Raw genomic sequence first — 26752 nt, 5'->3', positions numbered from 1 at the left:
TCGACTGTCACCCGAACAGATGGAGTATTTTCCCTATCAAACCAGCAAAGATAAAAATATAGAAAATAATTTTAATGATGCCCAGACAGCCTGGTCCACCATCGTCAACGGGCATTGGCTGCGGTTGCGGCTCCGGTTCGACGGTTTGCTTCTCGGTAAAATTTGCCGCCTGAATTAATAACCGTCGAATAATTAATGCTTCCAGAGGACAACGATCTTCTGCATCAAGGCGGCTCACAATCGGGATTAATGATTCTTCTGTAGGTTGGCTGGCCTGCACTAATTGTTTGGCAACTAGATATAATGGCCATAAGGGATGTTCTGTATCACGCGTGAGTGAGATCCGCGGCTTACGTCCTTTGTGCAAAACCATCTCGACCAGAGAACGCCCCAGCGCAGAGAGTTTTTCATCACTGAGTATTTCGTATAAATGAAAACGCGTACGAGCGCTGTCACCAGGGACATAAAGTAGCGGTTTTCCCTGATCGTTAACCAGATCACGCGCTTCAATCATCATCACCACTAATGGGTAATAATCGACCCGATGCTGACGGCACCATTGCAACATTAAAGCATCCGCCTGGGTGGAGGGATACTCGCGCCAGTAGTCACAAAGTTCTGCCAGCAGGCTTTCGCCTTCTCCACAATAGACGCGTTGCGCGTATTCATAATAACGCGCATCTTCATTATCAGGTTCAGCTTCCCGCCACGACCGGGCGTAATCCAGAAGTTCGGGGATATCCAGGCGGCTTGTGCTATACCAGCGGAGTAAATTTCTGTGCAAATTTGCATCATCGGGGATAATCACTGCGCGATGTTGCGCTAAATACAATGTCAGCCATTCTGGATGCGATGACCAAATCCGAGCGAACATTTGGTAAAAATCAATGGTGTCATTTTGTACGGCAACGGGCAGATGCAGAATGGTCTGGAAGTTAAAAACATTCCCCTTCGCAATGGCATATAAAAAGGATTCCAGTTCTTCTTCGTCTATTTCCCCGACGTTTTCCTCCTGCAACCACCGCAATCTTTCTGCTAATAACACCACGCACTCGAAGGATAAATGGGCAGTGTTCATGGCTATTGTGCACAGCGACCAGCGTAATTCATCAATATCTTCCATCGAGCAATAATTTAATTGCTGAATGAATCGCTGCCAGGCAGAGGGCAGAAAACGTTCGCTATCAGAGGCGAGTAACGCACGAAAGGCGAGCAGAATTTCATGTTCTGCAACTTCATGTTCTTCTGATTGCCAAACAGATTTAGCAGGGGACTGCGCAATCCGTAGCGCATCCTCATACGCCTGACGAAGTTGTTTAAAACCTTGCGGATCGGTTTCTGGATGAAAGGACGGTAACAGCGCCAGATAAGCGCGGCGGATAATATCGACGTCAGTCGTTTCCTCTATTTCGAGAATCTTCCAGCAATTTTTCATAGGTCGCTCATATCCTTAAGCGTTTCCGGGCATGTGGGGTAGTCAGCCAGTGGTTGCCAGGGTAAGGTCGCGTAATATGCATCGTCACTGGCAAATAATTGATAAAACATATCATTGCCGGAATCGTCGTATTCTTTACGCGCCAAGAATTCACGTAATAACTGAAGATTATCATCTTCGGGAGACTGCCAATATTGCCGACCAAAGGTATAACCGGCAAAATATTGCCGCCAGTTACTATAATAACGTAGAGCCCGTAGATGAATGCGCGACTGTATCCACAAGCTTTCTTCTTCACTCAACCAGTTATTAAGCACGCCCATTCGGCTTAAAAAACCCATCCGGACATAATCCCAGGCTTTAATTCCTCCCTCACCACAGCATTCGGCGGTGCTGGCGACAAATTGCGCATAAGCCTGACCTTGCTCATTTAATTCAGCAAGATAGTCACGCCATTCACATGGCGAATAACGAAACCAGCAGTGATAAAACCCTGCCAACCGCGCGGCATGACCGTTATCAATCATTCGGTGAATTGTGCGCAGTAGATCATCACGGTCATCAATTCCCCAGGAGGAAGAAAGGTCAAAAAAGCGTGTACCTAAATACATTTTGGGGGATGAATGCGAAGGTAAACAGCATTCATTGCGTATTTCCATCGGAGTGGAAAGTGCAAACAATATTTTTTGCGACTCCATGTCCATATAATTTATCCTTAAATATTCATTCAATGAATATTAACCACGTTGCGAGGCTCATTTATTTATACTTTTCTGACGCAACATAATACGCATAAAATAAGGCTTACGCAAAAATGGAACACATAAAAATATAATATGCTTTATATGCAACCATAAGGAAATGATAATGATTTTTACGTCAAGTTGCTGCGATAATTTATCAATAGATGAGATTATCGAACGTGCTGAAAAAGGCGATTGCGATGCTCAATATATTATTGGGTTTTATTATAATCGCGATAGCGCAATTGACTCTCCGGACGACGAAAAGGCCTTTTACTGGCTGAGGCTGGCCGCTGAGCAAGGTCATTGTGAAGCACAATATTCCTTAGGGCAAAAGTATACCGAGGATAAAAGCCGTCATAAAGATAATGGGCAAGCCATCTTTTGGCTGAAAAAAGCTGCCCTACAAGGCCATACTTTCGCTTCCAACGCCCTTGGCTGGACACTGGATCGTGGAGAAGACCCCAACTATAAAGAAGCGGTTGCCTGGTATCAGATAGCCGCGGAGAGCGGAATGTCTTATGCGCAAAATAATCTTGGGTGGATGTACAGAAATGGCAACGGAGTCGCACAAGACTATACGCTGGCATTTTTCTGGTACAAACAAGCTGCATTACAAGGCCATAGTGACGCGCAAAACAATCTGGCCGATCTTTATGAAGACGGAAAAGGCGTTGCTCAAAACGAGACACTCGCCGCATTCTGGTATTTGAAAAGCGCACAGCAGGGTAATCGGCATGCCCAGTTTCAAATTGCATGGGATTATAACGCTGGCGAAGGGGTGGACCAGGACTATAAGCAAGCCATGTACTGGTATCTGAAGGCTGCCGCTCAGGGGAGCGTCGGCGCTTACGTCAACATCGGTTATATGTATAAACACGGACAAGGCGTTGAGAAAGATTATCAGGCCGCCTTTGAATGGTTTACGAAAGCCGCTGAATGCAATGACGCCACTGCCTGGTATAACCTGGCCATTATGTATCACTACGGAGAAGGAAGACCTGTCGATCTCCGACAGGCTCTCGACCTGTATCGTAAAGTTCAGGCATCCGGTACCAGGGATGTCAGTCAAGAAATCCGTGAGATTGAAGATTTACTGTAAGAGATAAAAACAAGGGCCGGGGAATTTTATTCGGCCCATATTCTCTTTATTGCTGTGCGAAATCATACCATTAAGGCTCGAACGGGCGTCTCTGGAACTGGTCATGACCACATTTCGGGCATAGCGTCAGCACTTCCGGTGTGTAGATCGGGAGATGGAAATGACATTTCTCGCAGACCAGATTCCCCAGCCCTACCACTTCTCCGCTGTGATAAACCCCGTGATGATTGAGGTCCTGGAAAACCTCGCGCCATTCAAGCTGCGTTTTATCGGTGATGTCTGCCAGCTCCTGCCACAAGCTTTCTTTAATCACCCGCATAAAGACGCTGTCAGACTCTTCTTTCAGGCTCTCTTCATAGCTCATGGCGAACTCTTCCAGGTCACGTCTGACAGCTCGCGTCAGCTCATCGACCTCGGTTCGCGTTAACTCCCCTGTTTTTATTACGCGCTCGCGCGCCTGTTCCACCAGTGCGTCGATATCACGTTCGCCATTGCGCAGGCGTTCGCTCAGTGACGCGACCAGTTCACGGTAATATTGAGCAACCTTGTTCATCGTTTCATCTCCCGGGTCGTTAACTGACTATAATAATAGACGTTCTTTGTTCCTTGCTTTGCTAATACGCCCACAAACTCTGTAAATTAATGTATGAATAATCCGGGCATCATTTCAACGTCGAGTGCGCGAAAGGCTGTTTTGACGCGGACGTTTGGGCTATGCTATGCGGATCTGAAAAACCACCTCAACGCTACATTTGTAGCCGTATTGAAAACAGGACCACTGGCTGCCATGCAAGAGCAATACCGCCCGGAAGAGATAGAATCCAAAGTACAGCTTCATTGGGATGAGAAGCGCACATTTGAAGTAACCGAAGACGAGAGCAAAGAGAAGTATTACTGCCTGTCTATGCTTCCCTATCCTTCTGGTCGACTACACATGGGCCACGTACGTAACTACACCATCGGTGACGTGATCGCCCGCTACCAGCGTATGCTGGGCAAAAACGTCCTGCAGCCGATCGGCTGGGACGCGTTTGGTCTGCCTGCGGAAGGCGCGGCGGTGAAAAACAACACCGCACCGGCACCGTGGACGTACGACAACATCGCGTACATGAAAAACCAGCTCAAAATGCTGGGCTTTGGTTATGACTGGAGCCGCGAGCTGGCAACCTGTACGCCGGAATACTACCGTTGGGAACAGAAATTCTTCACCGAGCTGTATAAAAAAGACCTGGTATATAAGAAGACTTCTGCGGTCAACTGGTGCCCGAACGACCAGACCGTACTGGCGAACGAACAAGTTATCGACGGCTGCTGCTGGCGCTGCGATACCAAAGTTGAGCGTAAAGAGATCCCGCAATGGTTTATCAAAATCACCGCTTACGCTGACGAGCTGCTCAACGATCTGGATAAACTGGATCACTGGCCAGACACCGTTAAAACCATGCAGCGTAACTGGATTGGTCGTTCCGAAGGCGTAGAAATCACTTTCAACGTTAACGACTATGACAACACGCTGACCGTTTACACTACCCGCCCGGACACCTTTATGGGTTGTACCTACCTGGCGGTAGCGGCAGGTCATCCGCTGGCACAGAAAGCGGCGGAAAATAATCCTGAACTGGCGGCCTTTATTGACGAATGCCGTAACACCAAAGTTGCCGAAGCTGAAATGGCAACGATGGAGAAAAAAGGCGTCGATACTGGCTTTAAAGCGGTTCACCCATTAACGGGCGAAGAAATTCCCGTTTGGGCAGCAAACTTCGTATTGATGGAGTACGGCACGGGCGCAGTTATGGCGGTTCCGGGTCACGACCAGCGCGACTACGAGTTTGCCTCTAAATACGGCCTGAACATCAAACCGGTTATCCTGGCAGCTGACGGCTCTGAGCCAGATCTTTCTCAGCAAGCCCTGACTGAAAAAGGCGTTCTGTTCAACTCTGGCGAGTTCAACGGTCTTGACCATGAAGCGGCCTTCAACGCTATCGCCGATAAACTGACTGCGATGGGCGTTGGCGAGCGTAAAGTGAACTACCGCCTGCGCGACTGGGGTGTTTCCCGTCAACGTTACTGGGGCGCGCCGATTCCGATGGTGACGCTGGAAGACGGTACCGTAATGCCGACCCCGGACGACCAGCTGCCGGTGATCCTGCCGGAAGATGTGGTGATGGACGGCATTACCAGCCCGATTAAAGCAGATCCGGAGTGGGCAAAAACTACCGTTAACGGTATGCCAGCGCTGCGTGAAACCGACACTTTCGACACCTTTATGGAGTCCTCCTGGTACTATGCGCGCTACACTTGCCCGGAGTACAAAGAAGGTATGCTGGATTCCAAAGCGGCTAACTACTGGCTGCCGGTGGATATCTACATTGGTGGTATCGAACACGCCATTATGCACCTGCTCTACTTCCGCTTCTTCCACAAACTGATGCGTGATGCAGGCATGGTGAACTCTGACGAACCAGCGAAACAGTTGCTGTGTCAGGGTATGGTGCTGGCAGATGCCTTCTACTATGTTGGCGAAAACGGCGAACGTAACTGGGTTTCCCCGGTTGATGCTATCGTTGAACGTGACGAGAAAGGCCGTATCGTGAAAGCGAAAGATGCGGCAGGCCATGAACTGGTTTATACCGGCATGAGCAAAATGTCCAAGTCTAAGAACAACGGTATCGACCCGCAGGTGATGGTTGAACGTTACGGCGCGGACACCGTTCGTCTGTTTATGATGTTTGCTTCTCCGGCTGATATGACTCTCGAATGGCAGGAATCCGGCGTGGAAGGGGCTAACCGCTTCCTGAAACGTGTCTGGAAACTGGTTTACGAGCACACAGCGAAAGGTGATGTTGCGGCACTGAACGTTGATGCGCTGACTGAAGATCAGAAAGCGCTGCGTCGCGATGTGCATAAAACGATCGCTAAAGTGACCGATGATATCGGCCGTCGTCAGACCTTCAACACCGCAATTTCGGCGATTATGGAGCTGATGAACAAACTGGCGAAAGCACCGACCGATGGCGAGCAGGACCGCGCCCTGATGCAGGAAGCGCTGCTGGCGGTAGTCCGTATGCTTAACCCGTTCACCCCGCACATCTGCTTCACGCTGTGGCAGGAACTGAAAGGCGAAGGCGATATCGACAACGCACCGTGGCCGGTTGCTGACGAAAAAGCGATGGTGGAAGACTCCACGCTGGTCGTGGTGCAGGTTAACGGTAAAGTCCGTGCAAAAATCACCGTTCCGGTGGACGCAACGGAAGAACAGGTTCGCGAACGTGCTGGCCAGGAACATCTGGTAGCAAAATATCTTGATGGCGTTACCGTGCGTAAAGTGATTTACGTACCCGGTAAACTCCTCAATCTGGTCGTTGGCTAAGCGCGGGAGGAAGCGTGCGATATCTGGCAACATTGTTGTTATCTCTGGCGGTGTTAATCACCGCCGGGTGTGGCTGGCATCTGCGTGATACCACGCAGGTTCCTTCCACTATGAAGGTCATGATCCTGGACTCAGGCGATCCGAACGGGCCATTAAGCCGTGCGGTGCGTAACCAGTTACGTCTGAATGGTGTCGAGTTGCTTGATAAAGAAACCACGCGTAAGGACGTTCCATCCCTGCGTTTGGGTAAAGTGAGCATCGCGAAAGATACCGCATCGGTATTCCGTAACGGTCAAACAGCAGAGTATCAGATGATCATGACGGTCAATGCGACCGTGTTGATCCCCGGCCGTGACATCTACCCGATTAGCGCCAAAGTCTTCCGTTCGTTCTTCGATAACCCGCAAATGGCGTTAGCGAAAGATAACGAACAAGACATGATCGTAAAAGAGATGTACGACCGTGCTGCCGAACAGCTGATTCGTAAGCTGCCAAGCATCCGTGCTGCGGATATTCGTTCCGACGAAGAACAGACGTCGACCACAACGGATACTCCGGCAACGCCTGCACGCGTCTCTACCACGCTGGGTAACTGATGATTCGGTTGTACCCGGAACAACTCCGCGCGCAGCTCAATGAAGGGCTGCGCGCGGCGTATCTTTTACTTGGTAACGATCCTCTGTTATTGCAGGAAAGCCAGGACGCTATTCGTCAGGTCGCTGCGGCGCAAGGGTTCGAAGAACACCACACTTTTTCCATTGATCCCAACACTGACTGGAATGCGATCTTTTCGTTATGCCAGGCCATGAGTCTGTTTGCCAGTCGACAAACGCTATTGCTGTTGTTACCCGAAAACGGACCGAATGCGGCGATCAATGAACAACTTCTCACACTCACCGGACTTCTGCATGACGACCTGCTGTTGATCGTCCGCGGTAATAAATTAAGCAAAGCGCAAGAAAATGCCGCCTGGTTTACTGCTCTTGCGAATCGCAGCGTGCAGGTGACCTGTCAGACACCGGAGCAGGCTCAGCTTCCCCGCTGGGTTGCTGCGCGTGCAAAACAGCTCAACTTAGAACTGGATGACGCTGCAAACCAAGTGCTCTGCTACTGTTATGAAGGTAACCTGCTGGCGCTGGCCCAGGCACTGGAGCGTTTATCGCTGCTCTGGCCAGACGGCAAACTGACATTACCGCGCGTTGAACAGGCGGTGAATGATGCCGCGCATTTCACCCCTTTTCATTGGGTTGATGCTTTGTTGATGGGAAAAAGTAAGCGCGCGTTGCATATTCTTCAGCAACTTCGTCTGGAAGGCAGCGAACCGGTTATTTTGTTGCGCACATTACAACGTGAACTGTTGTTACTGGTTAACCTGAAACGCCAGTCTGCCCATACGCCACTGCGTGCATTGTTTGATAAGCATCGGGTATGGCAGAACCGCCGGGGCATGATGGGCGAGGCGTTAAATCGCTTAAGCCAGCCGCAGTTACGTCAGGCCGTGCAACTCCTGACACGAACGGAACTCACCCTCAAACAAGATTACGGTCAGTCAGTGTGGGCAGAGCTGGAAGGGTTATCTCTTCTGTTGTGCCATAAACCTCTGGCGGACGTATTTATCGACGGTTGATATGAAATCTTTACAGGCTCTGTTTGGCGGCACCTTTGATCCGGTGCACTATGGACATCTTAAACCCGTGGAAACGCTGGCGAATTTGATTGGTCTGACGCGGGTCACAATCATCCCTAATAATGTTCCTCCGCATCGTCCCCAGCCGGAAGCGAACAGCGTGCAGCGTAAACACATGCTTGAACTGGCGATTGCCGACAAGCCATTATTTACTCTTGATGAACGCGAGCTAAAGCGCAATGCCCCCTCTTACACTGCGCAAACACTGAAAGAGTGGCGGCAGGAACAATGGCCAGACGTGCCGCTGGCGTTTATTATTGGTCAGGATTCACTGCTGACCTTTCCGACCTGGTACGAATACGAAACGATACTCGACAATGCACATTTGATCGTCTGTCGGCGTCCAGGTTACCCACTTGAAATGGCGCAACCGCAATACCAGCAATGGCTGGAAGATCATTTGACACATAACCCGGAAGATCTTCACCTTCAGCCTGCCGGTAAAATTTATCTGGCTGAAACGCCGTGGTTTAACATCTCGGCGACCATCATCCGCGAACGTTTGCAAAACGGTGAATCGTGTGAGGATTTATTGCCGGAACCGGTACTGACTTACATTAACCAACAAGGCTTGTATCGCTGATACCTGTCGTTACGGAGGGCATGATGCGACTGTGGTTAATTCGTCATGGCGAAACGCAAGCGAATATCGATGGTCTGTACAGCGGTCATGCTCCCACACCCCTGACTGCGCGCGGTATTGAGCAAGCGCAAAATCTGCATACGCTGCTACATGGTGTTTCCTTTGACCTGGTTTTATGCAGTGAACTGGAACGGGCACAGCATACCGCGCGACGGGTTCTCAGTGATCGCCAGCTTCCCGTGCAAATCATCCCTGAACTCAACGAAATGTTTTTTGGCGACTGGGAGATGCGACATCATCGCGACCTCATGCAAGAAGATGCCGAAAACTATAGCGCGTGGTGCAATGACTGGCAGCATGCTATCCCCACGAACGGTGAAGGATTTCAGGCATTTTCACAACGAGTGGAACGGTTTATCGCAAGGCTTAGTGAATTTCAGCACTATCAGAATATTTTAGTCGTCAGCCATCAGGGTGTACTGAGTCTGTTAATCGCCCGTTTAATTGGTATGCCTGCCGAAGCTATGTGGCATTTTCGCGTTGACCAGGGGTGTTGGAGCGCCATTGATATCAACCAAAAATTCGCGACGCTACGCGTCCTCAATAGCCGTGCCATCGGGGTCGAGAATGCATGACTTTTCTGTTTTTTTACGGGTAAGCCGCAACGACCATTGACAGCCCCGGGCAGGCTGATATTCTCCGCAGCCAGACTTTTTTCGCCAGACACGACTTTGTAGAAATTGTTTTACAAAAATGGCGATGCAATCTGCGGCGCGGGGTGGGATGATAGCCCACTTTCGAAAGCCGATTCGGCGACAATTGTCCCGAAATCGCCTCTGGTTCAGGTATACTGACAGACCATTTTTATCTATTTGATTCACCCAGGGGGAAAACTTGCAGGGTAAAGCACTCCAGGATTTTGTTATCGACAAAATTGATGACCTCAAAGGTCAGGACATCATCGCCTTAGACGTTCAGGGCAAATCCAGCATCACCGACTGCATGATCATCTGTACGGGTACGTCCAGCCGTCATGTTATGTCCATTGCTGACCACGTTGTGCAGGAGTCTCGCGCAGCGGGCCTGTTACCGCTCGGCGTAGAAGGTGAAAACAGCGCCGACTGGATTGTCGTGGATTTGGGCGATGTGATTGTCCATGTCATGCAGGAAGAGAGCCGTCGCCTGTATGAACTGGAAAAACTCTGGAGTTAATGCGTGAAGCTGCAACTTGTCGCCGTGGGAACGAAAATGCCGGACTGGGTACAAACCGGTTTTACCGAGTACCTGCGTCGTTTTCCGAAAGATATGCCCTTCGAGCTGATTGAAATTCCGGCCGGAAAACGCGGCAAGAATGCGGACATCAAGCGCATACTCGACAAAGAGGGTGAGCAGATGTTGGCGGCCGCAGGCAAAAACCGCATTGTCACCCTCGATATTCCAGGCAAGCCCTGGGATACGCCGCAGTTAGCCGCTGAGCTGGAACGCTGGAAGCTGGATGGTCGCGACGTCAGTCTACTGATTGGCGGGCCTGAAGGGTTGTCGCCTGCCTGTAAAGCGGCGGCGGAGCAGAGCTGGTCGCTGTCGGCGCTTACCCTCCCCCATCCGTTGGTTCGCGTGCTGGTCGCAGAGAGTCTGTACCGGGCGTGGAGCATCACCACCAACCATCCTTATCACCGTGAGTGATAAGGGAGCTTTGAGTAGAAAACGCAGCGGATGAAACTACAGAACTCTTTTCGCGACTATACGGCAGAGTCCGCGCTGTTTGTGCGCCGGGCGCTGGTCGCCTTTTTGGGGATTTTGCTGCTGACCGGCGTGCTTATCGCCAACCTGTATAATCTGCAAATTGTTCGCTTTACCGATTACCAGACCCGCTCTAATGAAAACCGCATTAAGCTGGTGCCTATCGCGCCCAGCCGCGGCATTATCTACGACCGTAACGGTATCCCTCTGGCCCTCAACCGCACTATCTACCAGATAGAAATGATGCCGGAGAAAGTCGATAACGTGCAGCAAACGCTGGACGCTTTGCGCAGCGTGGTTGATCTGACCGATGACGATATTGCTGCATTCCGAAAAGAGCGCGCACGTTCACACCGTTTCACCTCCATTCCGGTGAAAACTAACCTGACCGAAGTACAAGTAGCTCGCTTTGCCGTCAATCAGTACCGTTTTCCGGGTGTTGAAGTTAAAGGCTATAAACGTCGTTACTATCCTTACGGTTCGGCGTTGACCCACGTCATCGGCTATGTGTCGAAAATCAACGATAAAGACGTCGAACGCCTGAATAATGACGGCAAACTGGCCAACTATGCGGCAACGCATGATATCGGTAAGCTGGGCATTGAGCGTTACTATGAAGACGTGCTGCACGGTCAGACCGGTTATGAAGAGGTTGAAGTTAACAACCGTGGGCGTGTTATCCGCCAGTTAAAAGAAGTGCCACCGCAAGCCGGACACGATATTTACCTGACGCTGGATCTCAAACTCCAGCAATATATTGAAACGCTGCTGGCGGGTAGCCGCGCAGCGGTGGTAGTCACCGATCCGCGTACAGGTGGGGTGCTGGCGCTGGTTTCCACGCCTAGTTATGACCCAAACCTATTTGTTGACGGTATCTCCAGCAAAGATTATTCCGCCTTGCTGAACGACCCGAATACACCGCTGGTGAACCGCGCCACACAGGGGGTTTATCCTCCCGCGTCTACAGTTAAACCCTATGTGGCGGTTTCGGCATTGAGCGCCGGAGTGATCACGCGCAATACGACGCTGTTTGACCCAGGCTGGTGGCAACTGCCAGGTTCGGAAAAACGTTATCGTGACTGGAAAAAATGGGGCCACGGGCGTCTGAATGTCACAAGATCGCTGGAAGAATCTGCGGATACCTTCTTCTATCAGGTGGCCTACGATATGGGAATCGATCGCCTCTCCGAATGGATGGGTAAATTCGGTTATGGTCATTACACCGGTATCGACCTGGCGGAAGAACGTTCCGGCAACATGCCTACCCGCGAATGGAAACAGAAACGCTTTAAAAAACCGTGGTATCAGGGTGACACCATTCCGGTTGGTATCGGTCAGGGTTACTGGACAGCGACCCCAATCCAGATGAGTAAGGCACTGATGATCCTGATTAATGACGGTATCGTGAAGGTTCCGCATTTGCTGATGAGCACCGCCGAAGACGGCAAACAGGTGCCATGGGTACAACCGCATGAACCGCCCGTCGGCGATATTCATTCCGGTTACTGGGAGCTGGCGAAAGACGGTATGTACGGTGTTGCTAACCGCCCTAACGGTACGGCGCATAAATACTTTGCCAGCGCACCGTACAAAATTGCGGCGAAATCTGGTACCGCTCAGGTCTTCGGTCTGAAAGCGAACGAAACCTATAATGCGCACAAAATTGCCGAGCGTTTACGTGACCACAAACTGATGACCGCCTTTGCGCCATACAATAATCCGCAAGTGGCTGTCGCCATGATTCTGGAGAACGGCGGCGCGGGTCCGGCGGTTGGTACGCTGATGCGCCAGATCCTCGACCACATTATGCTGGGTGATAACAACACCGATCTGCCTGCGGAAAATCCAGCGGTTGCCGCAGCGGAGGACCATTAATCATGACGGATAATCCGAATAAAAAAACATTCTGGGATAAAGTCCATCTCGATCCCACAATGCTGCTGATTTTACTGGCATTGCTGGTTTACAGCGCCCTGGTTATCTGGAGCGCCAGCGGTCAGGATATTGGCATGATGGAGCGTAAAATCGGCCAAATCGCGATGGGTCTGGTCATCATGGTGGTGATGGCGCAAATTCCTCCACGCGTTTATGAAGGCTGGGCCCCCTATCTCTATATCATCTGTATTATTTTGCTGGTGGCGGTAGATGCTTTCGGTGCCATCTCTAAAGGCGCTCAACGCTGGCTGGACCTCGGTATTGTTCGTTTTCAGCCGTCGGAAATTGCCAAAATAGCCGTGCCACTGATGGTTGCGCGCTTTATCAACCGCGACGTTTGCCCGCCATCGTTGAAGAACACAGGCATCGCGCTGGTGCTGATATTTATGCCCACGCTGCTGGTGGCTGCGCAGCCTGACCTGGGGACATCAATCCTCGTTGCGCTTTCCGGTCTGTTTGTACTGTTCCTCTCTGGCCTTAGCTGGCGTCTGATTGGCGTCGCAGTAGTGCTGGTAGCGGCGTTCATTCCGATTCTGTGGTTCTTCCTGATGCATGATTACCAGCGCCAGCGCGTAATGATGCTCCTGGACCCGGAATCAGACCCACTCGGCGCGGGCTATCACATTATTCAGTCTAAAATTGCTATTGGCTCCGGCGGATTACGCGGCAAAGGCTGGCTGCATGGCACTCAGTCACAACTTGAATTTCTCCCCGAACGCCATACCGACTTTATCTTCGCGGTACTGGCGGAAGAGCTGGGATTAGTGGGCATTTTGATTCTGCTCGCTCTTTACATTCTGCTGATCATGCGCGGGCTGTGGATAGCCGCCAGAGCGCAAACCACCTTTGGTCGCGTCATGGCTGGCGGCTTAATGCTGATATTATTCGTTTATGTCTTCGTAAATATTGGTATGGTAAGCGGTATTCTGCCGGTTGTAGGGGTTCCGCTCCCACTGGTCAGTTATGGAGGATCGGCGCTAATTGTGCTGATGGCTGGGTTCGGGATTGTAATGTCAATCCACACCCACAGGAAAATGTTGTCGAAAAGCGTGTAAGAGGTGCGCAATGCGTAAGCAGTGGCTCGGGATCTGCATCGCGGCAGGAATGCTCGCGGCATGTACAAGCGATGATGGTCAGCAACAGACGGTAAGTGTACCGCAGCCTGCGGTATGTAACGGCCCCATAGTTGAAATTAGCGGGGCGGACCCGCGTTTCGAACCACTGAACGCGACGGCAAATCAGGATTACCAGCGCGACGGTAAAAGCTACAAAATCGTGCAGGATCCGTCTCGATTTAGCCAGGCGGGACTGGCGGCAATCTATGATGCCGAACCCGGCAGTAACCTGACGGCCTCTGGCGAAGCTTTCGATCCGACACAGCTGACGGCGGCCCATCCAACGCTTCCGATCCCCAGCTACGCCAGAATCACTAACCTGGCTAACGGGCGAATGATCGTGGTGCGCATTAATGATCGCGGTCCTTACGGCAATGACCGCGTTATTTCGCTTTCTCGCGCAGCAGCTGACCGTCTTAACACGTCAAACAACACCAAAGTTCGTATCGATCCGATTATTGTCGCCCAGGATGGTTCGCTTTCTGGTCCTGGTATGGCTTGTACCACAGTCGCCAAACAGACTTACGCCCTGCCTGCACCTCCCGATTTAAGCGGCGGCGCAGGAACAAGTTCAGTGTCTGGCCCGCAGGGTGACATTCTTCCGGTCAGTAATTCGACGCTAAAAAGCGAAGATCCGACTGGCGCGCCGGTAACCAGCAGCGGTTTCCTCGGCGCACCAACGACCTTAGCGCCTGGTGTTCTGGAAGGCAGCGAACCAACGCCTGCACCACAGCCCGTTGTTACAGCTCCGTCGACAACGCCTGCAACCTCGCCTGCAATGGTTACACCGCAAGCCGCCTCGCAAAGCGCCAGCGGCAACTTTATGGTGCAAGTCGGGGCCGTTAGCGATCAGGCTCGTGCGCAACAGTACCAACAGCAACTGGGACAGAAGTTCGGCGTCCCCGGTCGCGTAACTCAAAATGGCGCGGTCTGGCGGATCCAGCTTGGCCCATTCGCCAGCAAAGCCGAAGCCAGTACCTTGCAGCAACGTTTGCAAACCGAAGCCCAATTACAGTCATTTATTACCACCGCGCAGTAGCGTAAAGCAGGCATCTGATGTGTCAATTTCTGTAAATGACGTTAACAAAGTCACGCGGAAAGTCAGATGCCTGCCGGTAGTGCATTTGCTATAGTAGGGCACTTTTTTTAATTCCATCACGGATGTCGTAGTTCAGACCATGAATACCATTTTTTCCGCTCGTATCATGAAGCGCCTGGCGCTCACCACGGCTCTTTGCACAGCCTTTATCTCTGCTGCACATGCCGATGACCTGAATATCAAAACTATGATCCCGGGTGTACCGCAGATCGATGCGGAGTCCTACATCCTGATTGACTATAACTCCGGCAAAGTGCTCGCCGAACAGAACGCAGATGTCCGCCGCGATCCTGCCAGCCTGACCAAAATGATGACCAGTTACGTTATCGGCCAGGCAATGAAAGCCGGTAAATTTAAAGAAACTGATTTAGTCACCATCGGCAACGACGCATGGGCCACCGGTAACCCGGTATTTAAAGGTTCTTCGCTGATGTTCCTCAAACCGGGCATGCAGGTTCCGGTTTCTCAGCTGATCCGCGGTATTAACCTGCAATCGGGTAACGATGCTTGTGTCGCCATGGCCGATTTTGCCGCTGGTAGCCAGGACGCTTTTGTTGGCTTGATGAACAGCTACGTTAACGCCCTGGGCCTGAAAAATACCCACTTCCAGACGGTACATGGTCTGGATGCTGATGGTCAGTACAGCTCCGCGCGAGATATGGCGCTGATCGGCCAGGCGTTGATCCGTGACGTACCGAATGAATACTCGATCTATAAAGAAAAAGAATTTACGTTTAACGGTATTCGCCAGCTGAACCGTAACGGTCTGTTATGGGATAACAGCCTGAATGTCGACGGCATCAAAACCGGACACACTGACAAAGCAGGTTACAACCTTGTTGCTTCTGCGACTGAAGGCCAGATGCGCTTGATCTCTGCGGTGATGGGCGGACGTACTTTTAAAGGCCGTGAAGCCGAAAGTAAAAAACTGCTGACCTGGGGCTTCCGTTTCTTCGAAACCGTTAACCCACTGAAAGTAGGTAAAGAGTTCGCCTCTGAACCGGTTTGGTTTGGTGATTCTGATCGCGCTTCGTTAGGAGTTGATAAAGACGTGTACCTGACCATTCCGCGTGGCCGCATGAAAGATCTGAAAGCCAGCTATGTGCTGAACAGCAGTGAATTGCATGCGCCGCTGCAAAAGAATCAGGTCGTCGGTACTATCAACTTCCAGCTTGATGGCAAAACGATCGAACAACGCCCGCTGGTTGTGCTGCAAGAAATCCCGGAAGGCAACTTCTTCGGCAAAATCATTGATTACATTAAATTAATGTTCCATCACTGGTTTGGTTAAAAATCGAACACTTGAAAGTGTAATTTCCGTCCCCATATACTAAACATCAGTAAAAAACTCCCGCCTTCTGGCGGGAGTTGCTATTTAATTACGTTACGCCGGAGCTGACATGAAAACCAAACTTAACGAACTGCTTGAATTCCCTACTCCTTTTACTTACAAAGTTATGGGGCAGGCGTTACCTGAGCTGGTTGATCAGGTGGTTGAAGTGGTACAGCGCCATGCGCCAGGTGACTACACCCCAACGGTAAAACCAAGCAGCAAAGGCAACTACCACTCGGTATCTATCACTATCAACGCGACTCATATCGAGCAGGTTGAAACACTGTATGAAGAACTGGGCAAAATCGATATTGTCCGCATGGTTCTGTAACTCGCTTCTCCGTTACCCGGCTCCTGGTCGGGTAACTCCCCTCTCCTCGCTGTGATATACTTTTCCCCCACTTTTACTCATTCTCCACGGAGATGCCGTTTTGTATCAGGATAAAATTCTTGTCCGCCAGCTCGGTCTTCAGCCTTACGAGCCAATCTCCCAGGCTATGCATGAATTCACCGATACCCGCGATGAAAGTACCCTTGATGAAATCTGGCTGGTCGAGCACTATCCGGTATTTACCCAAGGGCAGGCAGGAAAAGCGGAGCACATTTTAATGCCGGGTGATATTCCGGTGATTCAGAGCGATCGCGGTGGGCAGGTGACTTATCACGGGCCGGGGCAACAGGTGATGTATGTGTTGCTTAACCTGAAACGCCGTAAACTCGGTGTGCGTGAACTGGTGACCTTGCTTGAGCAAACAGTGGTGAATACCCTGGCTGAACTGGGTATAGAAGCGCATCCTCGGGCTGACGCGCCTGGTGTCTATGTCGGGGAAAAGAAAATTTGCTCACTGGGTTTACGTATTCGACGCGGTTGTTCATTCCACGGTCTGGCATTAAACGTCAATATGGATCTTTCACCATTTTTACGTATTAATCCTTGTGGGTATGCCGGAATGGAAATGGCTAAAATATCACAATGGAAACCCGAAGCGACGACTAATAATATTGCACCGCGTTTACTGGAAAATATTTTAGCGCTACTAAACAATCCTGACTTCGAATATATTACCGCTTAATTGCATACATCAATGGCCCAATTTACACTGGGTCATTACTCATAACACCTGCTAATGCTTTACATCTCCTTCGCGTTTGTATATTTTCTTTATCACTTGCAGAAATGCGATGCTACGCCTTGCTCCGTAACTCACCCCATTGATTAACTTATTGAAATAGTTGATTATGGTGAGCAAAAGCGTTCCGTTCCAATTAGACATAAGATTATTGTAATTTTTTTTAATATTATTTTTCCATGAATAAAATTGGAGTAAGTGCGTGGATAGTAATAATCAAATTGAAACCTGTTTAAGCAGAAAGTCGTCAGAAGATAAACCACAAATATTTACAACCTTACGAAATATTGATCTTAACCTTCTGACTATTTTTGAAGCTGTATATGTACATAAAGGGATCGTTAATGCAGCGAAAGTGCTTAATCTGACACCCTCGGCAATCAGTCAGTCTATTCAGAAACTGCGCGTTATATTCCCTGACCCATTGTTTATTCGCAAAGGCCAGGGTGTCACTCCTACCGCATTTGCGATGCATCTACATGAGTATATCAGTCAGGGCCTTGAGTCCATTCTTGGCGCGCTGGATATCGAAGGAAGCTATGATAAGCAACGAACGATAACTATTGCGACCACCCCCTCGGTCGGAGCCCTGGTCCTTCCTGTCATCTATCGGGCGATTAAATCTCACTATCCGCAGCTTTTACTGCGCAACCCCCCCATCAGCGACGCGGAAAACCAACTCAGTCAGTTTCAAACCGATCTCATCATCGATAACATGTTTTGCACCAATCGTACGGTGCAACATCATGTTCTGTTCACCGACAATATGGTGTTAATTTGCCGCGAGGGAAATCCACTACTCTCTTTAGAAGATGACAGGGAGACTATCGACAACGCTGCGCATATACTCCTGTTACCGGAAGGGCAAAATTTCAGCGGTCTGCGGCAGAGAGTTCAAGAGATGTTTCCGGACCGGCAAATCAGTTTCACCAGCTACAACATTTTGACAATCGCTGCACTGGTTGCCAACAGTGACATGTTAGCGATTATTCCCAGCCGTTTTTATAACCTGTTTAGCCGTTGCTGGCCGCTGGAAAAACTGCCTTTTCCGTCCTTAAATGAGGAGCAAATAGATTTCTCTATCCACTACAACAAATTCAGCCTGCGTGATCCCATCCTGCACGGGGTAATAGATGTTATCCGTAATGCATTTTGAAAAAGTATTGTTACAGCCAGATCACAGCGAAGAACGAAAAAATGGCACAATCCAACAACAATTTTACATTTTCGCGACCGCTTTGGCTGCTTTCAGGTCCGTTTCAATGATATACTGCCAGTCGTTAATTCAAAAATAGTTGATAATTACAACAATCTATTGAATTGAAACGCTTTCCTTCGTAATTCGCAACTGGAACACGCACGCTATGAGTAAACCCATTGTGATGGAACGCGGTGTTAAATACCGCGATGCCGATAAGATGGCCCTTATCCCGGTTAAAAACGTGGCAACAGAGCGCGAAGCCCTGCTGCGCAAGCCGGAATGGATGAAAATCAAGCTTCCAGCGGACTCTACACGTATCCAGGGCATCAAAGCCGCAATGCGCAAAAATGGCCTGCATTCTGTCTGCGAGGAAGCCTCCTGCCCTAACCTGGCGGAATGCTTCAACCACGGCACAGCAACGTTTATGATCCTCGGCGCTATTTGTACCCGCCGTTGTCCGTTCTGTGACGTTGCCCACGGTCGCCCGGTAGCTCCGGATGCCAATGAACCAGTGAAACTGGCGCAGACCATTGCCGATATGGCGCTGCGTTATGTGGTTATCACCTCCGTTGACCGTGATGACCTGCGCGATGGCGGTGCCCAGCACTTTGCGGATTGCATTACTGCCATTCGGGAAAAAAGCCCGCAAATCAAAATTGAAACTCTGGTGCCGGATTTCCGCGGTCGTATGGATCGTGCTCTGGATATTCTGACCGCCACACCACCAGATGTGTTCAACCATAACCTGGAAAACGTACCGCGTATTTACCGTCAGGTACGGCCTGGTGCAGATTACAACTGGTCGCTGAAGCTGCTGGAACGCTTTAAAGAAGCGCATCCGGAAATCCCGACCAAGTCTGGTCTGATGGTGGGTCTGGGTGAAACCAATGAAGAAATTATTGAGGTAATGCGCGACCTGCGCCGTCATGGTGTGACGATGTTAACGCTGGGGCAATATTTGCAGCCAAGCCGCCATCACCTGCCGGTTCAACGTTACGTTAGCCCGGATGAGTTCGACGAAATGAAAGCCGAAGCGCTGGCGATGGGCTTTACCCATGCTGCATGCGGTCCGTTTGTCCGCTCGTCTTACCACGCCGATTTGCAGGCGAAAGGGATGGAAGTTAAGTAATCCTGTAATAATTACTTACATCTGTCTGATAAAAAACCCGCTTTTTGAAGCGGGTTTTTTGTATCGAACAAGATATTGAGGGAGCGTCCTGCTCGCCACGTCACTCTTTATGAGAGAGCTTTTCAGCCTGAAGATCAACGTCTGCGCCTTTTTTCGCCGCAGCATCGTCATCATTCATCGCCTTCTTGAACCCTTTAATGGCCGCTCCAAGGTCTCCGCCCAGCGTACGTAACTTCTTAGTCCCAAACAGCAGAACGACCAGCGCCGCAACTACCAGCAGTTTGGTAATACTAATCTCACCCATAGATACCTTCTTGACATATAACCGGCAACAGAACGCGCCTTAAAAACCAGAGAATATTAACGGTCATTCGACGCGCGCACACAATAGCAATCTGTAACAAGGTGAATCAAGCGCCGAGTAAAAAAACATCATAATAATTGCGGCGGCGCAAAGCGACGGTTGTTTAAGACGGGCAGTTGCGCGCGCACCTGACGCACACGTTCGGGCGTCACTTCCGCCATAATGAGTGCAGGCATTTCTGACGCTGCCGCAATGGTGACGCCAAAGGGATCTATAATCCGGCTTTGCCCGATATTTTTGTTCCCGCACTCCCCCGCCGCCACCATATAACAGGTGGTATCCAGCGCACGAGCGGCAAGCAACGTTGACCAGTGATGCTCTTTGAGCGGCCCACGAACCCAGGCGGCAGGAAGTACCAGGATTTCAGCTCCCTGTAATGCCTGTGCCAGCGCCAGCTCTGGAAAGCGTAAGTCATAACAGGTCATCAGACCGACCTTCATCCCTTCCACCTCCAGTAACGGAGCTATTTCATTACCAGCATCAACATGGCGTGATTCCTGAATGGCAAATGCATCATAGAGATGCAGTTTGGCATAACGGGCGACGATGTTTCCTGCCTGTAGCGCCACCAGCATATTCCATGCGCGCCCCGGCGTTGAAGGAACATGAATCGTCAGAATTGTCGTCATCATGTTACGTTTACTTTCTCGCCGTAAACGTCCGAGGAATTCGCCTTCCAGCAGCTGTGCTGATTTAACCGATAGATCTGCATCATGATCATCACGCGCCAACAATGCTTCCGGCAGGACAAACAGCGAAACGTCGTTTTCCGCCGCCTGCGCCATCAACGAGGCACAAATCTCAGCGTTCTTTTCCCACACAGATGTAACAGCAAACTGTCCTGCAGCAACCAGCATTGCCACCTCCTGTCAGAGTCGTAAAATTCGCCAACGACGATTATTCGGCGTTACACTTATCACTCATACAAATCAAATAGCAGGATTTTGCAGTGTTACAACTTCTTTTAGCAGTTTTTATTGGCGGTGGTACGGGAAGCGTGGCGAGATGGCTGTTAAGTATGCGATTTAACCCGCTGCATCAGGCGATTCCGTTGGGGACGCTGGCTGCAAACCTGATTGGGGCATTCATCATAGGAATGGGATTCGCCTGGTTTAGCAGGATGACGAACATTGATCCAGTGTGGAAAGTATTAATCACCACCGGATTTTGTGGCGGTCTAACAACCTTCTCAACATTTTCGGCAGAAGTGGTGTTTTTGTTACAAGAGGGCCGCTTAGGCTGGGCGTTACTGAACGTTTTCGTCAACCTTTTGGGGTCTTTTGCCATGACCGCACTGGCTTTCTGGCTGTTTTCCGCCTCAACCGCACACTAAAGACCAAAAAAAACCCGCTGATTAAGCGGGTTTTGAATTCTTGCTGACGTATCTTACAGAGCGATTACGTTTGCAGCAGAAGGGCCTTTGGCACCGTTAGTGATTTCGAACTCTACGCGCTGACCTTCAGCAAGAGTTTTAAAACCATTAGTCTGGATTGCAGAGAAGTGTACAAACACGTCTTTGCTGCCGTCTTCCGGAGTAATGAAACCGAATCCTTTGGACTCATTAAACCACTTAACGTTACCTTTAATCTTAGACATCAAAATTACCTTTACATGAAAAATAGACACAAATGCTGTGTCGGTTACCAGTACACCAATTGTGGTACGCTTTGTCCAGTGCAACTTTACTAAAAAGTGATAAAAGTCGCGTTATTTTTGATGTTAATTATTTTACCCATTGATTTTAAAGAGTTTACTAAAATTTCATTTGTCTCAAAACTGAAAGCGCATCCAGGCAAAGTACACATTGCCATTGTTATAGGTACCCGGAATGTAGGTCATCTGAAAAGTCACTGGACCATAACCCACAGAGGCCAATGGCAGTAGAACCGGGAGAGGGATGTAATTCCAGTTATCGCGTGCCGTTACGCCAGCGGTGAATCCCAGTCCTAAATGAAAATTTTCATCCGCCAGCGGTCGCCAGGTACTTTCCCATCCGTATCCGGCAATCGGTTCCCATTTGTTCCACGAGTCCTTAAATGCCATGGCATACAGGCCATGCCAGTTTCCTTTTTCATCCCAACGCGACTGACCAAAACCGCCACCCCACGGTCGCTCGTTATAGCGATCGGTTTTTTCTTTGTCGTAAGCGAAACGAGCATGCCAGGTGATGGCAGGAATATATAAATCATAATGTTCAGGCTGTTGCCAGGTTTGTGTAATATTTTCTCCAAACGTTGTCATCCACTCATCTGCGTTAGCAAAAACTTTACCAACGCTGATTAACTGAATAAAAACAAAGGAAAAGATAGCGACATATTTACTCACGTTCATTTGTGACCATAAAACATTTATCAAAAATCTACTACTAGCATAGCAAAGCTACAATTAACATAACCTTAATAGCCCCAACATAAAGAACAATCTGAATAGCTGCTCTATTTATTTCCGCTTGTTTAAGTTAAATATTTCCGCGCATCGATTAAAGATGATGTATCGTTTTCTGCGATGGGAATAGTCAAAAAAGAAAAACCAAGTATTTTTTGATGACAAAATGCAACCAAGGAAAAATTTCTTTATTTTTTAATTGGATACAAAAATCACCTTAACGAAGAATATAATATATATCGTCAACCCATGCTCATGGCAGATTATTTTCTGAGCACGCAACCGCAGCTAACACCATTGCTATTAACAAATTTGCATCAATCCGCCATCAATTTACACACATTATTATGTGGTAATTGCCAAACGCTAAATATGCGTTTTGTTATCTATGTATAAAAACAGCAACTTCAATGTCTTAATGGCAGTTTTTCTTGATTTTAATCAGCATTCACCGCCAATTTATTGGGCATATTTTTTCCTTAAGTTTTAGGAATTTTTTATTATTTACTTTGGGGCCTGGAGACAGGAAAAATTATGCTGACATTCATTGAACTCCTTATTGGGGTTGTGGTTATTGTGGGTGTAGCTCGCTACATCATTAAAGGGTATTCCGCCACTGGCGTGTTATTTGTCGGTGGCCTGTTATTGCTGATTATCAGTGCCATTATGGGGCACAAAGTGTTACCGTCCAGCCAGGCTTCAACAGGCTACAGCGCCACGGATATCGTTGAATACGTTAAAATATTGCTAATGAGCCGCGGCGGCGACCTCGGCATGATGATTATGATGCTGTGTGGCTTTGCCGCTTACATGACCCATATCGGCGCGAATGATATGGTGGTCAAGCTGGCGTCAAAACCATTGCAGTATATTAACTCCCCTTACCTGCTGATGATTGCCGCCTATTTTGTCGCCTGTCTGATGTCTCTGGCCGTCTCTTCCGCGACCGGTCTGGGTGTTTTGCTGATGGCAACCCTGTTTCCGGTGATGGTAAACGTTGGTATCAGCCGTGGTGCAGCTGCTGCTATTTGTGCCTCCCCGGCGGCGATTATTCTCGCACCGACTTCAGGGGATGTGGTGCTGGCGGCGCAGGCTTCCGAAATGTCGCTGATTGACTTCGCCTTCAAAACGACGCTGCCTATCTCAATTGCTGCAATTATCGGCATGGCGATCGCCCACTTCTTCTGGCAACGTTATCTGGATAAAAAAGAGCACATCTCTCATGAAATGTTAGATGTCAGTGAAATCACCACCACTGCTCCTGCGTTTTATGCCATTTTGCCGTTCACGCCGATCATCGGAGTGCTGATTTTTGACGGCAAATGGGGTCCGCAATTACACATCATCACTATTCTGGTGATTTGTATGCTGATTGCCTCCATTCTGGAGTTCATCCGCAGCTTTAATACCCAGAAAGTTTTCTCTGGTCTGGAAGTGGCTTATCGCGGGATGGCAGATGCGTTTGCTAACGTGGTGATGCTGCTGGTTGCCGCTGGGGTATTCGCTCAGGGGCTTAGCACCATCGGCTTTATTCAAAGTCTGATTTCTATCGCCACCTCGTTTGGTTCGGCGAGTATCATCCTGATGCTGGTATTAGTGATCCTGACAATGCTGGCGGCAGTCACGACCGGTTCAGGCAATGCGCCGTTTTATGCGTTTGTTGAGATGATCCCGAAACTGGCGCACTCTTCCGGCATTAACCCGGCGTATTTGACTATCCCAATGCTGCAGGCGTCAAACCTCGGTCGTACCCTGTCACCCGTTTCTGGCGTAGTCGTTGCGGTTGCCGGGATGGCGAAAATCTCACCATTTGAAGTCGTAAAACGCACCTCGGTGCCGGTGCTTGTTGGGCTGGTGATTGTTATCGTTGCTACAGAGCTGATGGTGCCAGGAACGGCAGCCGCGGTCACAGGCAAGTAAATAGTCATGCCGGAGGCAAGTTTCCTCCGGCTTTATCATGTCACCCACTGTGGTATATGCGTTGCGGTCTGCCAACTTTGCCGTGAACAATTTCAGCAATAATCAGATGGCGGCTGGCGCAATATTCAAGATAACGTCTGGCAGTGGTGCGGCTGATAGTCAGTGCCTGCGCCACCGTTTCTGCCGTATGTTGCACACCAGGCTCTTTAAACAGTTTTCGCACCGCGTTTAGCGTCAAGGGGTCAATGCCGATCGGCAGTTCGTCTTTGGGTTCACCGCGAGCATAGGCATTAAACATCTCATCAATTTGCTTCTGGCTGGCGCTATCAATACTTTCCAGCATATGTTTACGCTGGCGGAAACGGGTTAGCGTTTGCCCCAGCCGTTCATAGGCAATTGGCTTAATGAGATAATCAAATACACCACAACGTACGGCCTCAGACACCGTTTCCATATCGCTGGCTGCAGTGGTAAACACCACGTCGCCGGGATAATGCGCCTGCACCAGTTCATGCAGTAAATTAATCCCTCTACCGTCAGGAAGATAGTTATCGAGCAAGATTAGCCCCGGCTTAAAACGCTCGATCATCATTCGGGCCTGCGCCAGGTTTCCCGCCAGTAATATCTGACTGAATCCGGGAATGTGACGAATATATTCCGCATGCATCTCTGCCAGCGGCGTTTCGTCCTCAACGATCAATAGGGTTAATGGAGCTGTCATTAGGTTTCACTTTCGGAATATAGATTGAAAATAAGGTACCGCAGGGATCATTATCTTCGAGAGTGATAACACCACCGCAGCGCGTTACGTAACTGGCAATCAAGTACAACCCAATGCCATGTTCGCCGGGCTCGTCAGCACGCGTACTGACACCCTGCTCAAATATTTTGTCTCGTAGAGACTCTGGAACGCCGCAGCCCTGATCGGCGACTTCAATCACCACATCATCGCCTTCATCGCTGAGGAATAATTCAACGATCTTGTTTCCTTCATCGCTACGCAGGCTGGCTTCGAAGGCGTTATCAAGTAAATTGCCAACAATGGCTGCAAACTCGGTGCTGTCCAGTCCTGGCGGCAGTTGCGAAAGCTGACTTCCGGGGACGATGACCATTTTTAGCCCCAGTTCGCGGGCGCGCTGCACTTTACCAAAAAGCAGCCCCGCCACCTGGCGATCGGCAAACGCCTCGCGCAGGCTATCAATAAGCTGTTGCTGGGCCTGAGACTCCCCCTGCACCATCGCCAACACGCGATCATACTCTTTCATCTGCAACAGACCATTGAGCGTCGACATCCAATTGAGATGCTCGTGTCGCAATGTGCGCAGGCTCTCGACGTATTGTTTAATTTGCGTCAGTTGCGCATTGAGGGTGGATATTTCGTCTTTACTACGAAAGCTGATAATGGCCCCCAGCAAATCATCACCTGAACGAATAGCTTCCCGGTTGGCAATAACGCTCAGACCGTTAAAGTTCGCCACCACATCCTGACGTTTTTCATCAATCTGTTCGGTAAAGAAATCGGCGGGCCTGACCACTTCAGCAATGGGTTTACCCAACCATTGCCGTCCGGGGGAACTCAGACCCAGCATCTTTCTTGCGTTACGATTGATGGCGGTAATGTAACCATGCGGATCCACCGCAATGAGCCCTTCATAAACCGAACTAAACAGCGCTTCTTGCTGACGGACCACGCGTGCGATTTGCTTTGGCTCCATGCCCATCATCTGCCGACGGATATGCGCGGCCAGGAACCACGATAGCAACATCAGAATCCCTAACAGCACGACAAACACACCTGCCATCGGTAATAAAAACTCAGCACGCCAGCTATCGATTTTACTCACCAGGTAGCCAATCGACACCACGCCGATGACTTTTCCATCGTCATCAAAGATTGGCGTTTTGGCACGCATCGCCATGCCAATTGACCCTTTCCCGGTGATGAAGTAGCTCTCCCCTTTCTCCAGCGCGCCCGGTTTGGTGAACTGCATAGGATAACCAATTTTCTCCGGATTAGGATGGTAAAGACGAATCGAGTGCCGATCGCCAATCACCACATAATCGAAATCAGTATCTCTTTGTAATTTGTCAGCGATGGTCGCCAGCCTCTTGTAGTCACGCGTTTTCACTGCGCTGATGATACTGTCATTAGAAGCAATAATTTTTGCCTGATTCATTGCCATGTCGCGCACATGAAGCGTTAAATAGTCCTCAAAACTGGCCGTAAAATATTGCGCCAGGGCTGCAATGACAAATATTGAGAACACCAGAATCAGCAAAAAGATACGCAGCGGAAATGCCAGTCTTTGGAAAAATGCAAACTGTTTATTCTCGTTAAGCTGCAACATTGTTTTCCTTGCGGGTTGTCCCGAGCCTCTTTGACGGATGTAATTAAAATGTTGAATCAAAATACATAGATATTAAATATAATCGTGGCAAATTTTATTCATTAAATCAATTAAATCACTTAAACCTGCGGGT

Annotated in this window: 27 protein-coding genes; 18 read left to right on the top strand and 9 right to left on the bottom strand. The window is 49.6% G+C overall.

The window, feature by feature from the left end; genetic code table 11:
* Positions 1–7 precede the first annotated feature (7 nt).
* Together G434_RS02575 and G434_RS02580 are read right to left on the bottom strand one after the other, a co-directional pair.
* A complete protein-coding gene (locus G434_RS02575; protein WP_000786593.1) occupies positions 8–1435 on the bottom strand; it encodes a J domain-containing protein in 1428 nt (475 codons plus the stop codon).
* Positions 1432–2139, bottom strand: coding sequence for a DUF1266 domain-containing protein (locus tag G434_RS02580; RefSeq protein ID WP_000367040.1), 708 nt, complete (start codon positions 2137–2139; stop codon positions 1432–1434). The genes G434_RS02575 and G434_RS02580 overlap by 4 nt, the downstream gene beginning before the upstream one ends.
* Positions 2140–2302: 163 nt before the next feature.
* On the opposite strand from G434_RS02580, the gene ybeQ reads away from it, so the two are divergent.
* Positions 2303–3280: a Sel1 family TPR-like repeat protein YbeQ gene (gene ybeQ, locus G434_RS02585; RefSeq protein ID WP_000578153.1), complete on the top strand. Its 978-nt coding sequence runs from the start codon at positions 2303–2305 to the stop codon at positions 3278–3280.
* A gap of 70 nt (positions 3281–3350) precedes the next feature.
* Here the strand turns inward: ybeQ and G434_RS02590 are convergent, their stop codons facing one another.
* A complete protein-coding gene (locus G434_RS02590; RefSeq protein WP_001044880.1) occupies positions 3351–3833 on the bottom strand; it encodes a zinc ribbon-containing protein in 483 nt (160 codons plus the stop codon).
* Positions 3834–4067: 234 nt separating this feature from the next.
* Here G434_RS02590 and leuS point away from each other — a divergent pair, with 234 nt between their 5' ends.
* From leuS to lipA, 15 genes are all read left to right on the top strand, one after another.
* Positions 4068–6650, top strand: coding sequence for a leucine--tRNA ligase (gene leuS / locus G434_RS02595; protein WP_016238990.1), 2583 nt, complete (start codon positions 4068–4070; stop codon positions 6648–6650).
* A 14-nt stretch (positions 6651–6664) separates the two neighbouring features.
* Positions 6665–7246, top strand: a complete 582-nt coding sequence (lptE, locus tag G434_RS02600) for an LPS assembly lipoprotein LptE (protein WP_001269673.1) — start codon at positions 6665–6667, stop codon at positions 7244–7246.
* Positions 7246–8277 (top strand): DNA polymerase III subunit delta, encoded by a 1032-nt coding sequence (gene holA / locus G434_RS02605; RefSeq protein ID WP_000620503.1) that lies wholly within the window; start codon positions 7246–7248, stop codon positions 8275–8277. Before lptE ends, holA begins: the two co-directional genes overlap by 1 nt.
* Position 8278: 1 nt before the next feature.
* A complete protein-coding gene (gene nadD, locus G434_RS02610; RefSeq protein ID WP_000838894.1) occupies positions 8279–8920 on the top strand; it encodes a nicotinate-nucleotide adenylyltransferase in 642 nt (213 codons plus the stop codon).
* Positions 8921–8943: 23 nt separating this feature from the next.
* The gene (locus G434_RS02615; protein ID WP_001241878.1) at positions 8944–9555 is read left to right on the top strand and encodes an adenosylcobalamin/alpha-ribazole phosphatase; all 612 of its coding nucleotides are present in this window, start codon (positions 8944–8946) and stop codon (positions 9553–9555) included.
* Positions 9556–9814: 259 nt separating this feature from the next.
* Positions 9815–10132 carry a ribosome silencing factor gene (gene rsfS, locus G434_RS02620; protein WP_001161664.1) on the top strand — a complete coding sequence of 106 codons (318 nt, stop codon included), beginning with the start codon at positions 9815–9817 and terminating at the stop codon, positions 10130–10132.
* A 3-nt stretch (positions 10133–10135) separates the two neighbouring features.
* Positions 10136–10603: a 23S rRNA (pseudouridine(1915)-N(3))-methyltransferase RlmH gene (rlmH, locus tag G434_RS02625; RefSeq protein WP_000776104.1), complete on the top strand. Its 468-nt coding sequence runs from the start codon at positions 10136–10138 to the stop codon at positions 10601–10603.
* 30 nt (positions 10604–10633) lie between these two features.
* A complete protein-coding gene (gene mrdA / locus G434_RS02630; RefSeq protein WP_000776191.1) occupies positions 10634–12535 on the top strand; it encodes a peptidoglycan DD-transpeptidase MrdA in 1902 nt (633 codons plus the stop codon).
* A 2-nt stretch (positions 12536–12537) separates the two neighbouring features.
* Positions 12538–13650 (top strand): peptidoglycan glycosyltransferase MrdB, encoded by a 1113-nt coding sequence (gene mrdB / locus G434_RS02635; protein ID WP_000131719.1) that lies wholly within the window; start codon positions 12538–12540, stop codon positions 13648–13650.
* A 10-nt stretch (positions 13651–13660) separates the two neighbouring features.
* A complete protein-coding gene (rlpA, locus tag G434_RS02640) occupies positions 13661–14749 on the top strand; it encodes an endolytic peptidoglycan transglycosylase RlpA (RefSeq protein WP_001231428.1) in 1089 nt (362 codons plus the stop codon).
* A 139-nt stretch (positions 14750–14888) separates the two neighbouring features.
* Positions 14889–16100, top strand: a complete 1212-nt coding sequence (dacA, locus tag G434_RS02645) for a D-alanyl-D-alanine carboxypeptidase DacA (RefSeq protein WP_001092082.1) — start codon at positions 14889–14891, stop codon at positions 16098–16100.
* 109 nt (positions 16101–16209) lie between these two features.
* Positions 16210–16473, top strand: coding sequence for a DUF493 family protein YbeD (gene ybeD / locus G434_RS02650; RefSeq protein WP_000850550.1), 264 nt, complete (start codon positions 16210–16212; stop codon positions 16471–16473).
* A 100-nt stretch (positions 16474–16573) separates the two neighbouring features.
* Positions 16574–17215, top strand: coding sequence for a lipoyl(octanoyl) transferase LipB (lipB, locus tag G434_RS02655; protein ID WP_000284040.1), 642 nt, complete (start codon positions 16574–16576; stop codon positions 17213–17215).
* 259 nt (positions 17216–17474) lie between these two features.
* The gene (locus G434_RS02660; protein WP_000378057.1) at positions 17475–18428 is read left to right on the top strand and encodes a YbeF family transcriptional regulator; all 954 of its coding nucleotides are present in this window, start codon (positions 17475–17477) and stop codon (positions 18426–18428) included.
* Between the two features lie 208 nt (positions 18429–18636).
* On the top strand, positions 18637–19602 hold the full coding sequence (gene lipA / locus G434_RS02665; protein WP_000042632.1) for a lipoyl synthase: 966 nt from the start codon (positions 18637–18639) through the stop codon (positions 19600–19602).
* Between the two features lie 100 nt (positions 19603–19702).
* Here lipA and tatE read toward each other — a convergent pair whose 3' ends face one another.
* Together tatE and G434_RS02675 are read right to left on the bottom strand one after the other, a co-directional pair.
* A complete protein-coding gene (gene tatE / locus G434_RS02670; protein WP_000503931.1) occupies positions 19703–19906 on the bottom strand; it encodes a twin-arginine translocase subunit TatE in 204 nt (67 codons plus the stop codon).
* 128 nt (positions 19907–20034) lie between these two features.
* Positions 20035–20823, bottom strand: a complete 789-nt coding sequence (locus G434_RS02675; protein WP_001305561.1) for a deaminated glutathione amidase — start codon at positions 20821–20823, stop codon at positions 20035–20037.
* 92 nt (positions 20824–20915) lie between these two features.
* On the opposite strand from G434_RS02675, the gene crcB reads away from it, so the two are divergent.
* The gene (gene crcB, locus G434_RS02680) at positions 20916–21299 is read left to right on the top strand and encodes a fluoride efflux transporter CrcB (RefSeq protein ID WP_000939743.1); all 384 of its coding nucleotides are present in this window, start codon (positions 20916–20918) and stop codon (positions 21297–21299) included.
* A gap of 53 nt (positions 21300–21352) precedes the next feature.
* Here the strand turns inward: crcB and cspE are convergent, their stop codons facing one another.
* Complete coding sequence (gene cspE / locus G434_RS02685; RefSeq protein ID WP_000034825.1) at positions 21353–21562, bottom strand: transcription antiterminator/RNA stability regulator CspE; 210 nt, start codon at positions 21560–21562, stop codon at positions 21353–21355.
* Positions 21563–21736: 174 nt separating this feature from the next.
* The gene (gene pagP, locus G434_RS02690; protein WP_001305560.1) at positions 21737–22297 is read right to left on the bottom strand and encodes a lipid IV(A) palmitoyltransferase PagP; all 561 of its coding nucleotides are present in this window, start codon (positions 22295–22297) and stop codon (positions 21737–21739) included.
* A gap of 588 nt (positions 22298–22885) precedes the next feature.
* Here pagP and dcuC point away from each other — a divergent pair.
* A complete protein-coding gene (gene dcuC, locus G434_RS02695; protein WP_000955057.1) occupies positions 22886–24271 on the top strand; it encodes an anaerobic C4-dicarboxylate transporter DcuC in 1386 nt (461 codons plus the stop codon).
* Between the two features lie 40 nt (positions 24272–24311).
* Here dcuC and dpiA read toward each other — a convergent pair whose 3' ends face one another.
* A complete protein-coding gene (gene dpiA, locus G434_RS02700; protein ID WP_000126494.1) occupies positions 24312–24992 on the bottom strand; it encodes a two-component response regulator DpiA in 681 nt (226 codons plus the stop codon).
* On the bottom strand, positions 24961–26619 hold the full coding sequence (dpiB, locus tag G434_RS02705; protein WP_001305557.1) for a sensor histidine kinase DpiB: 1659 nt from the start codon (positions 26617–26619) through the stop codon (positions 24961–24963). Before dpiB ends, dpiA begins: the two co-directional genes overlap by 32 nt.
* Positions 26620–26752: the final 133 nt, after the last annotated feature.

Origin of the sequence: Escherichia sp. KTE172 (assembly GCF_000408845.1) — a bacterium.
Taxonomy (GTDB): domain Bacteria; phylum Pseudomonadota; class Gammaproteobacteria; order Enterobacterales; family Enterobacteriaceae; genus Escherichia; species Escherichia coli.
The sequence above is the reverse complement of the archived record's forward strand: the minus strand, read 5'-3'. Positions and strand labels throughout refer to the sequence as shown.

Bases quoted from the DNA above. Each gene is read 5' to 3' on its own strand.
- G434_RS02580 (WP_000367040.1), bottom strand. From the start codon at position 2,139: ATGGACATGGAGTCGCAAAAAATATTGTTTGCACTTTCCACTCCGATG.
- pagP (WP_001305560.1), bottom strand. From the start codon at position 22,297: ATGAACGTGAGTAAATATGTCGCTATCTTTTCCTTTGTTTTTATTCAG.
- ybeD (WP_000850550.1), top strand. From the start codon at position 16,210: ATGAAAACCAAACTTAACGAACTGCTTGAATTCCCTACTCCTTTTACT.
- nadD (WP_000838894.1), top strand. From the start codon at position 8,279: ATGAAATCTTTACAGGCTCTGTTTGGCGGCACCTTTGATCCGGTGCAC.
- holA (WP_000620503.1), top strand. From the start codon at position 7,246: ATGATTCGGTTGTACCCGGAACAACTCCGCGCGCAGCTCAATGAAGGG.
- tatE (WP_000503931.1), bottom strand. From the start codon at position 19,906: ATGGGTGAGATTAGTATTACCAAACTGCTGGTAGTTGCGGCGCTGGTC.
- G434_RS02675 (WP_001305561.1), bottom strand. From the start codon at position 20,823: ATGCTGGTTGCTGCAGGACAGTTTGCTGTTACATCTGTGTGGGAAAAG.
- ybeQ (WP_000578153.1), top strand. From the start codon at position 2,303: ATGATTTTTACGTCAAGTTGCTGCGATAATTTATCAATAGATGAGATT.
- dpiA (WP_000126494.1), bottom strand. From the start codon at position 24,992: ATGACAGCTCCATTAACCCTATTGATCGTTGAGGACGAAACGCCGCTG.
- rlpA (WP_001231428.1), top strand. From the start codon at position 13,661: ATGCGTAAGCAGTGGCTCGGGATCTGCATCGCGGCAGGAATGCTCGCG.
- dcuC (WP_000955057.1), top strand. From the start codon at position 22,886: ATGCTGACATTCATTGAACTCCTTATTGGGGTTGTGGTTATTGTGGGT.
- G434_RS02615 (WP_001241878.1), top strand. From the start codon at position 8,944: ATGCGACTGTGGTTAATTCGTCATGGCGAAACGCAAGCGAATATCGAT.
- lipA (WP_000042632.1), top strand. From the start codon at position 18,637: ATGAGTAAACCCATTGTGATGGAACGCGGTGTTAAATACCGCGATGCC.
- mrdA (WP_000776191.1), top strand. From the start codon at position 10,634: ATGAAACTACAGAACTCTTTTCGCGACTATACGGCAGAGTCCGCGCTG.
- cspE (WP_000034825.1), bottom strand. From the start codon at position 21,562: ATGTCTAAGATTAAAGGTAACGTTAAGTGGTTTAATGAGTCCAAAGGA.
- dpiB (WP_001305557.1), bottom strand. From the start codon at position 26,619: ATGTTGCAGCTTAACGAGAATAAACAGTTTGCATTTTTCCAAAGACTG.
- dacA (WP_001092082.1), top strand. From the start codon at position 14,889: ATGAATACCATTTTTTCCGCTCGTATCATGAAGCGCCTGGCGCTCACC.
- mrdB (WP_000131719.1), top strand. From the start codon at position 12,538: ATGACGGATAATCCGAATAAAAAAACATTCTGGGATAAAGTCCATCTC.
- leuS (WP_016238990.1), top strand. From the start codon at position 4,068: ATGCAAGAGCAATACCGCCCGGAAGAGATAGAATCCAAAGTACAGCTT.
- G434_RS02590 (WP_001044880.1), bottom strand. From the start codon at position 3,833: ATGAACAAGGTTGCTCAATATTACCGTGAACTGGTCGCGTCACTGAGC.
- G434_RS02575 (WP_000786593.1), bottom strand. From the start codon at position 1,435: ATGAAAAATTGCTGGAAGATTCTCGAAATAGAGGAAACGACTGACGTC.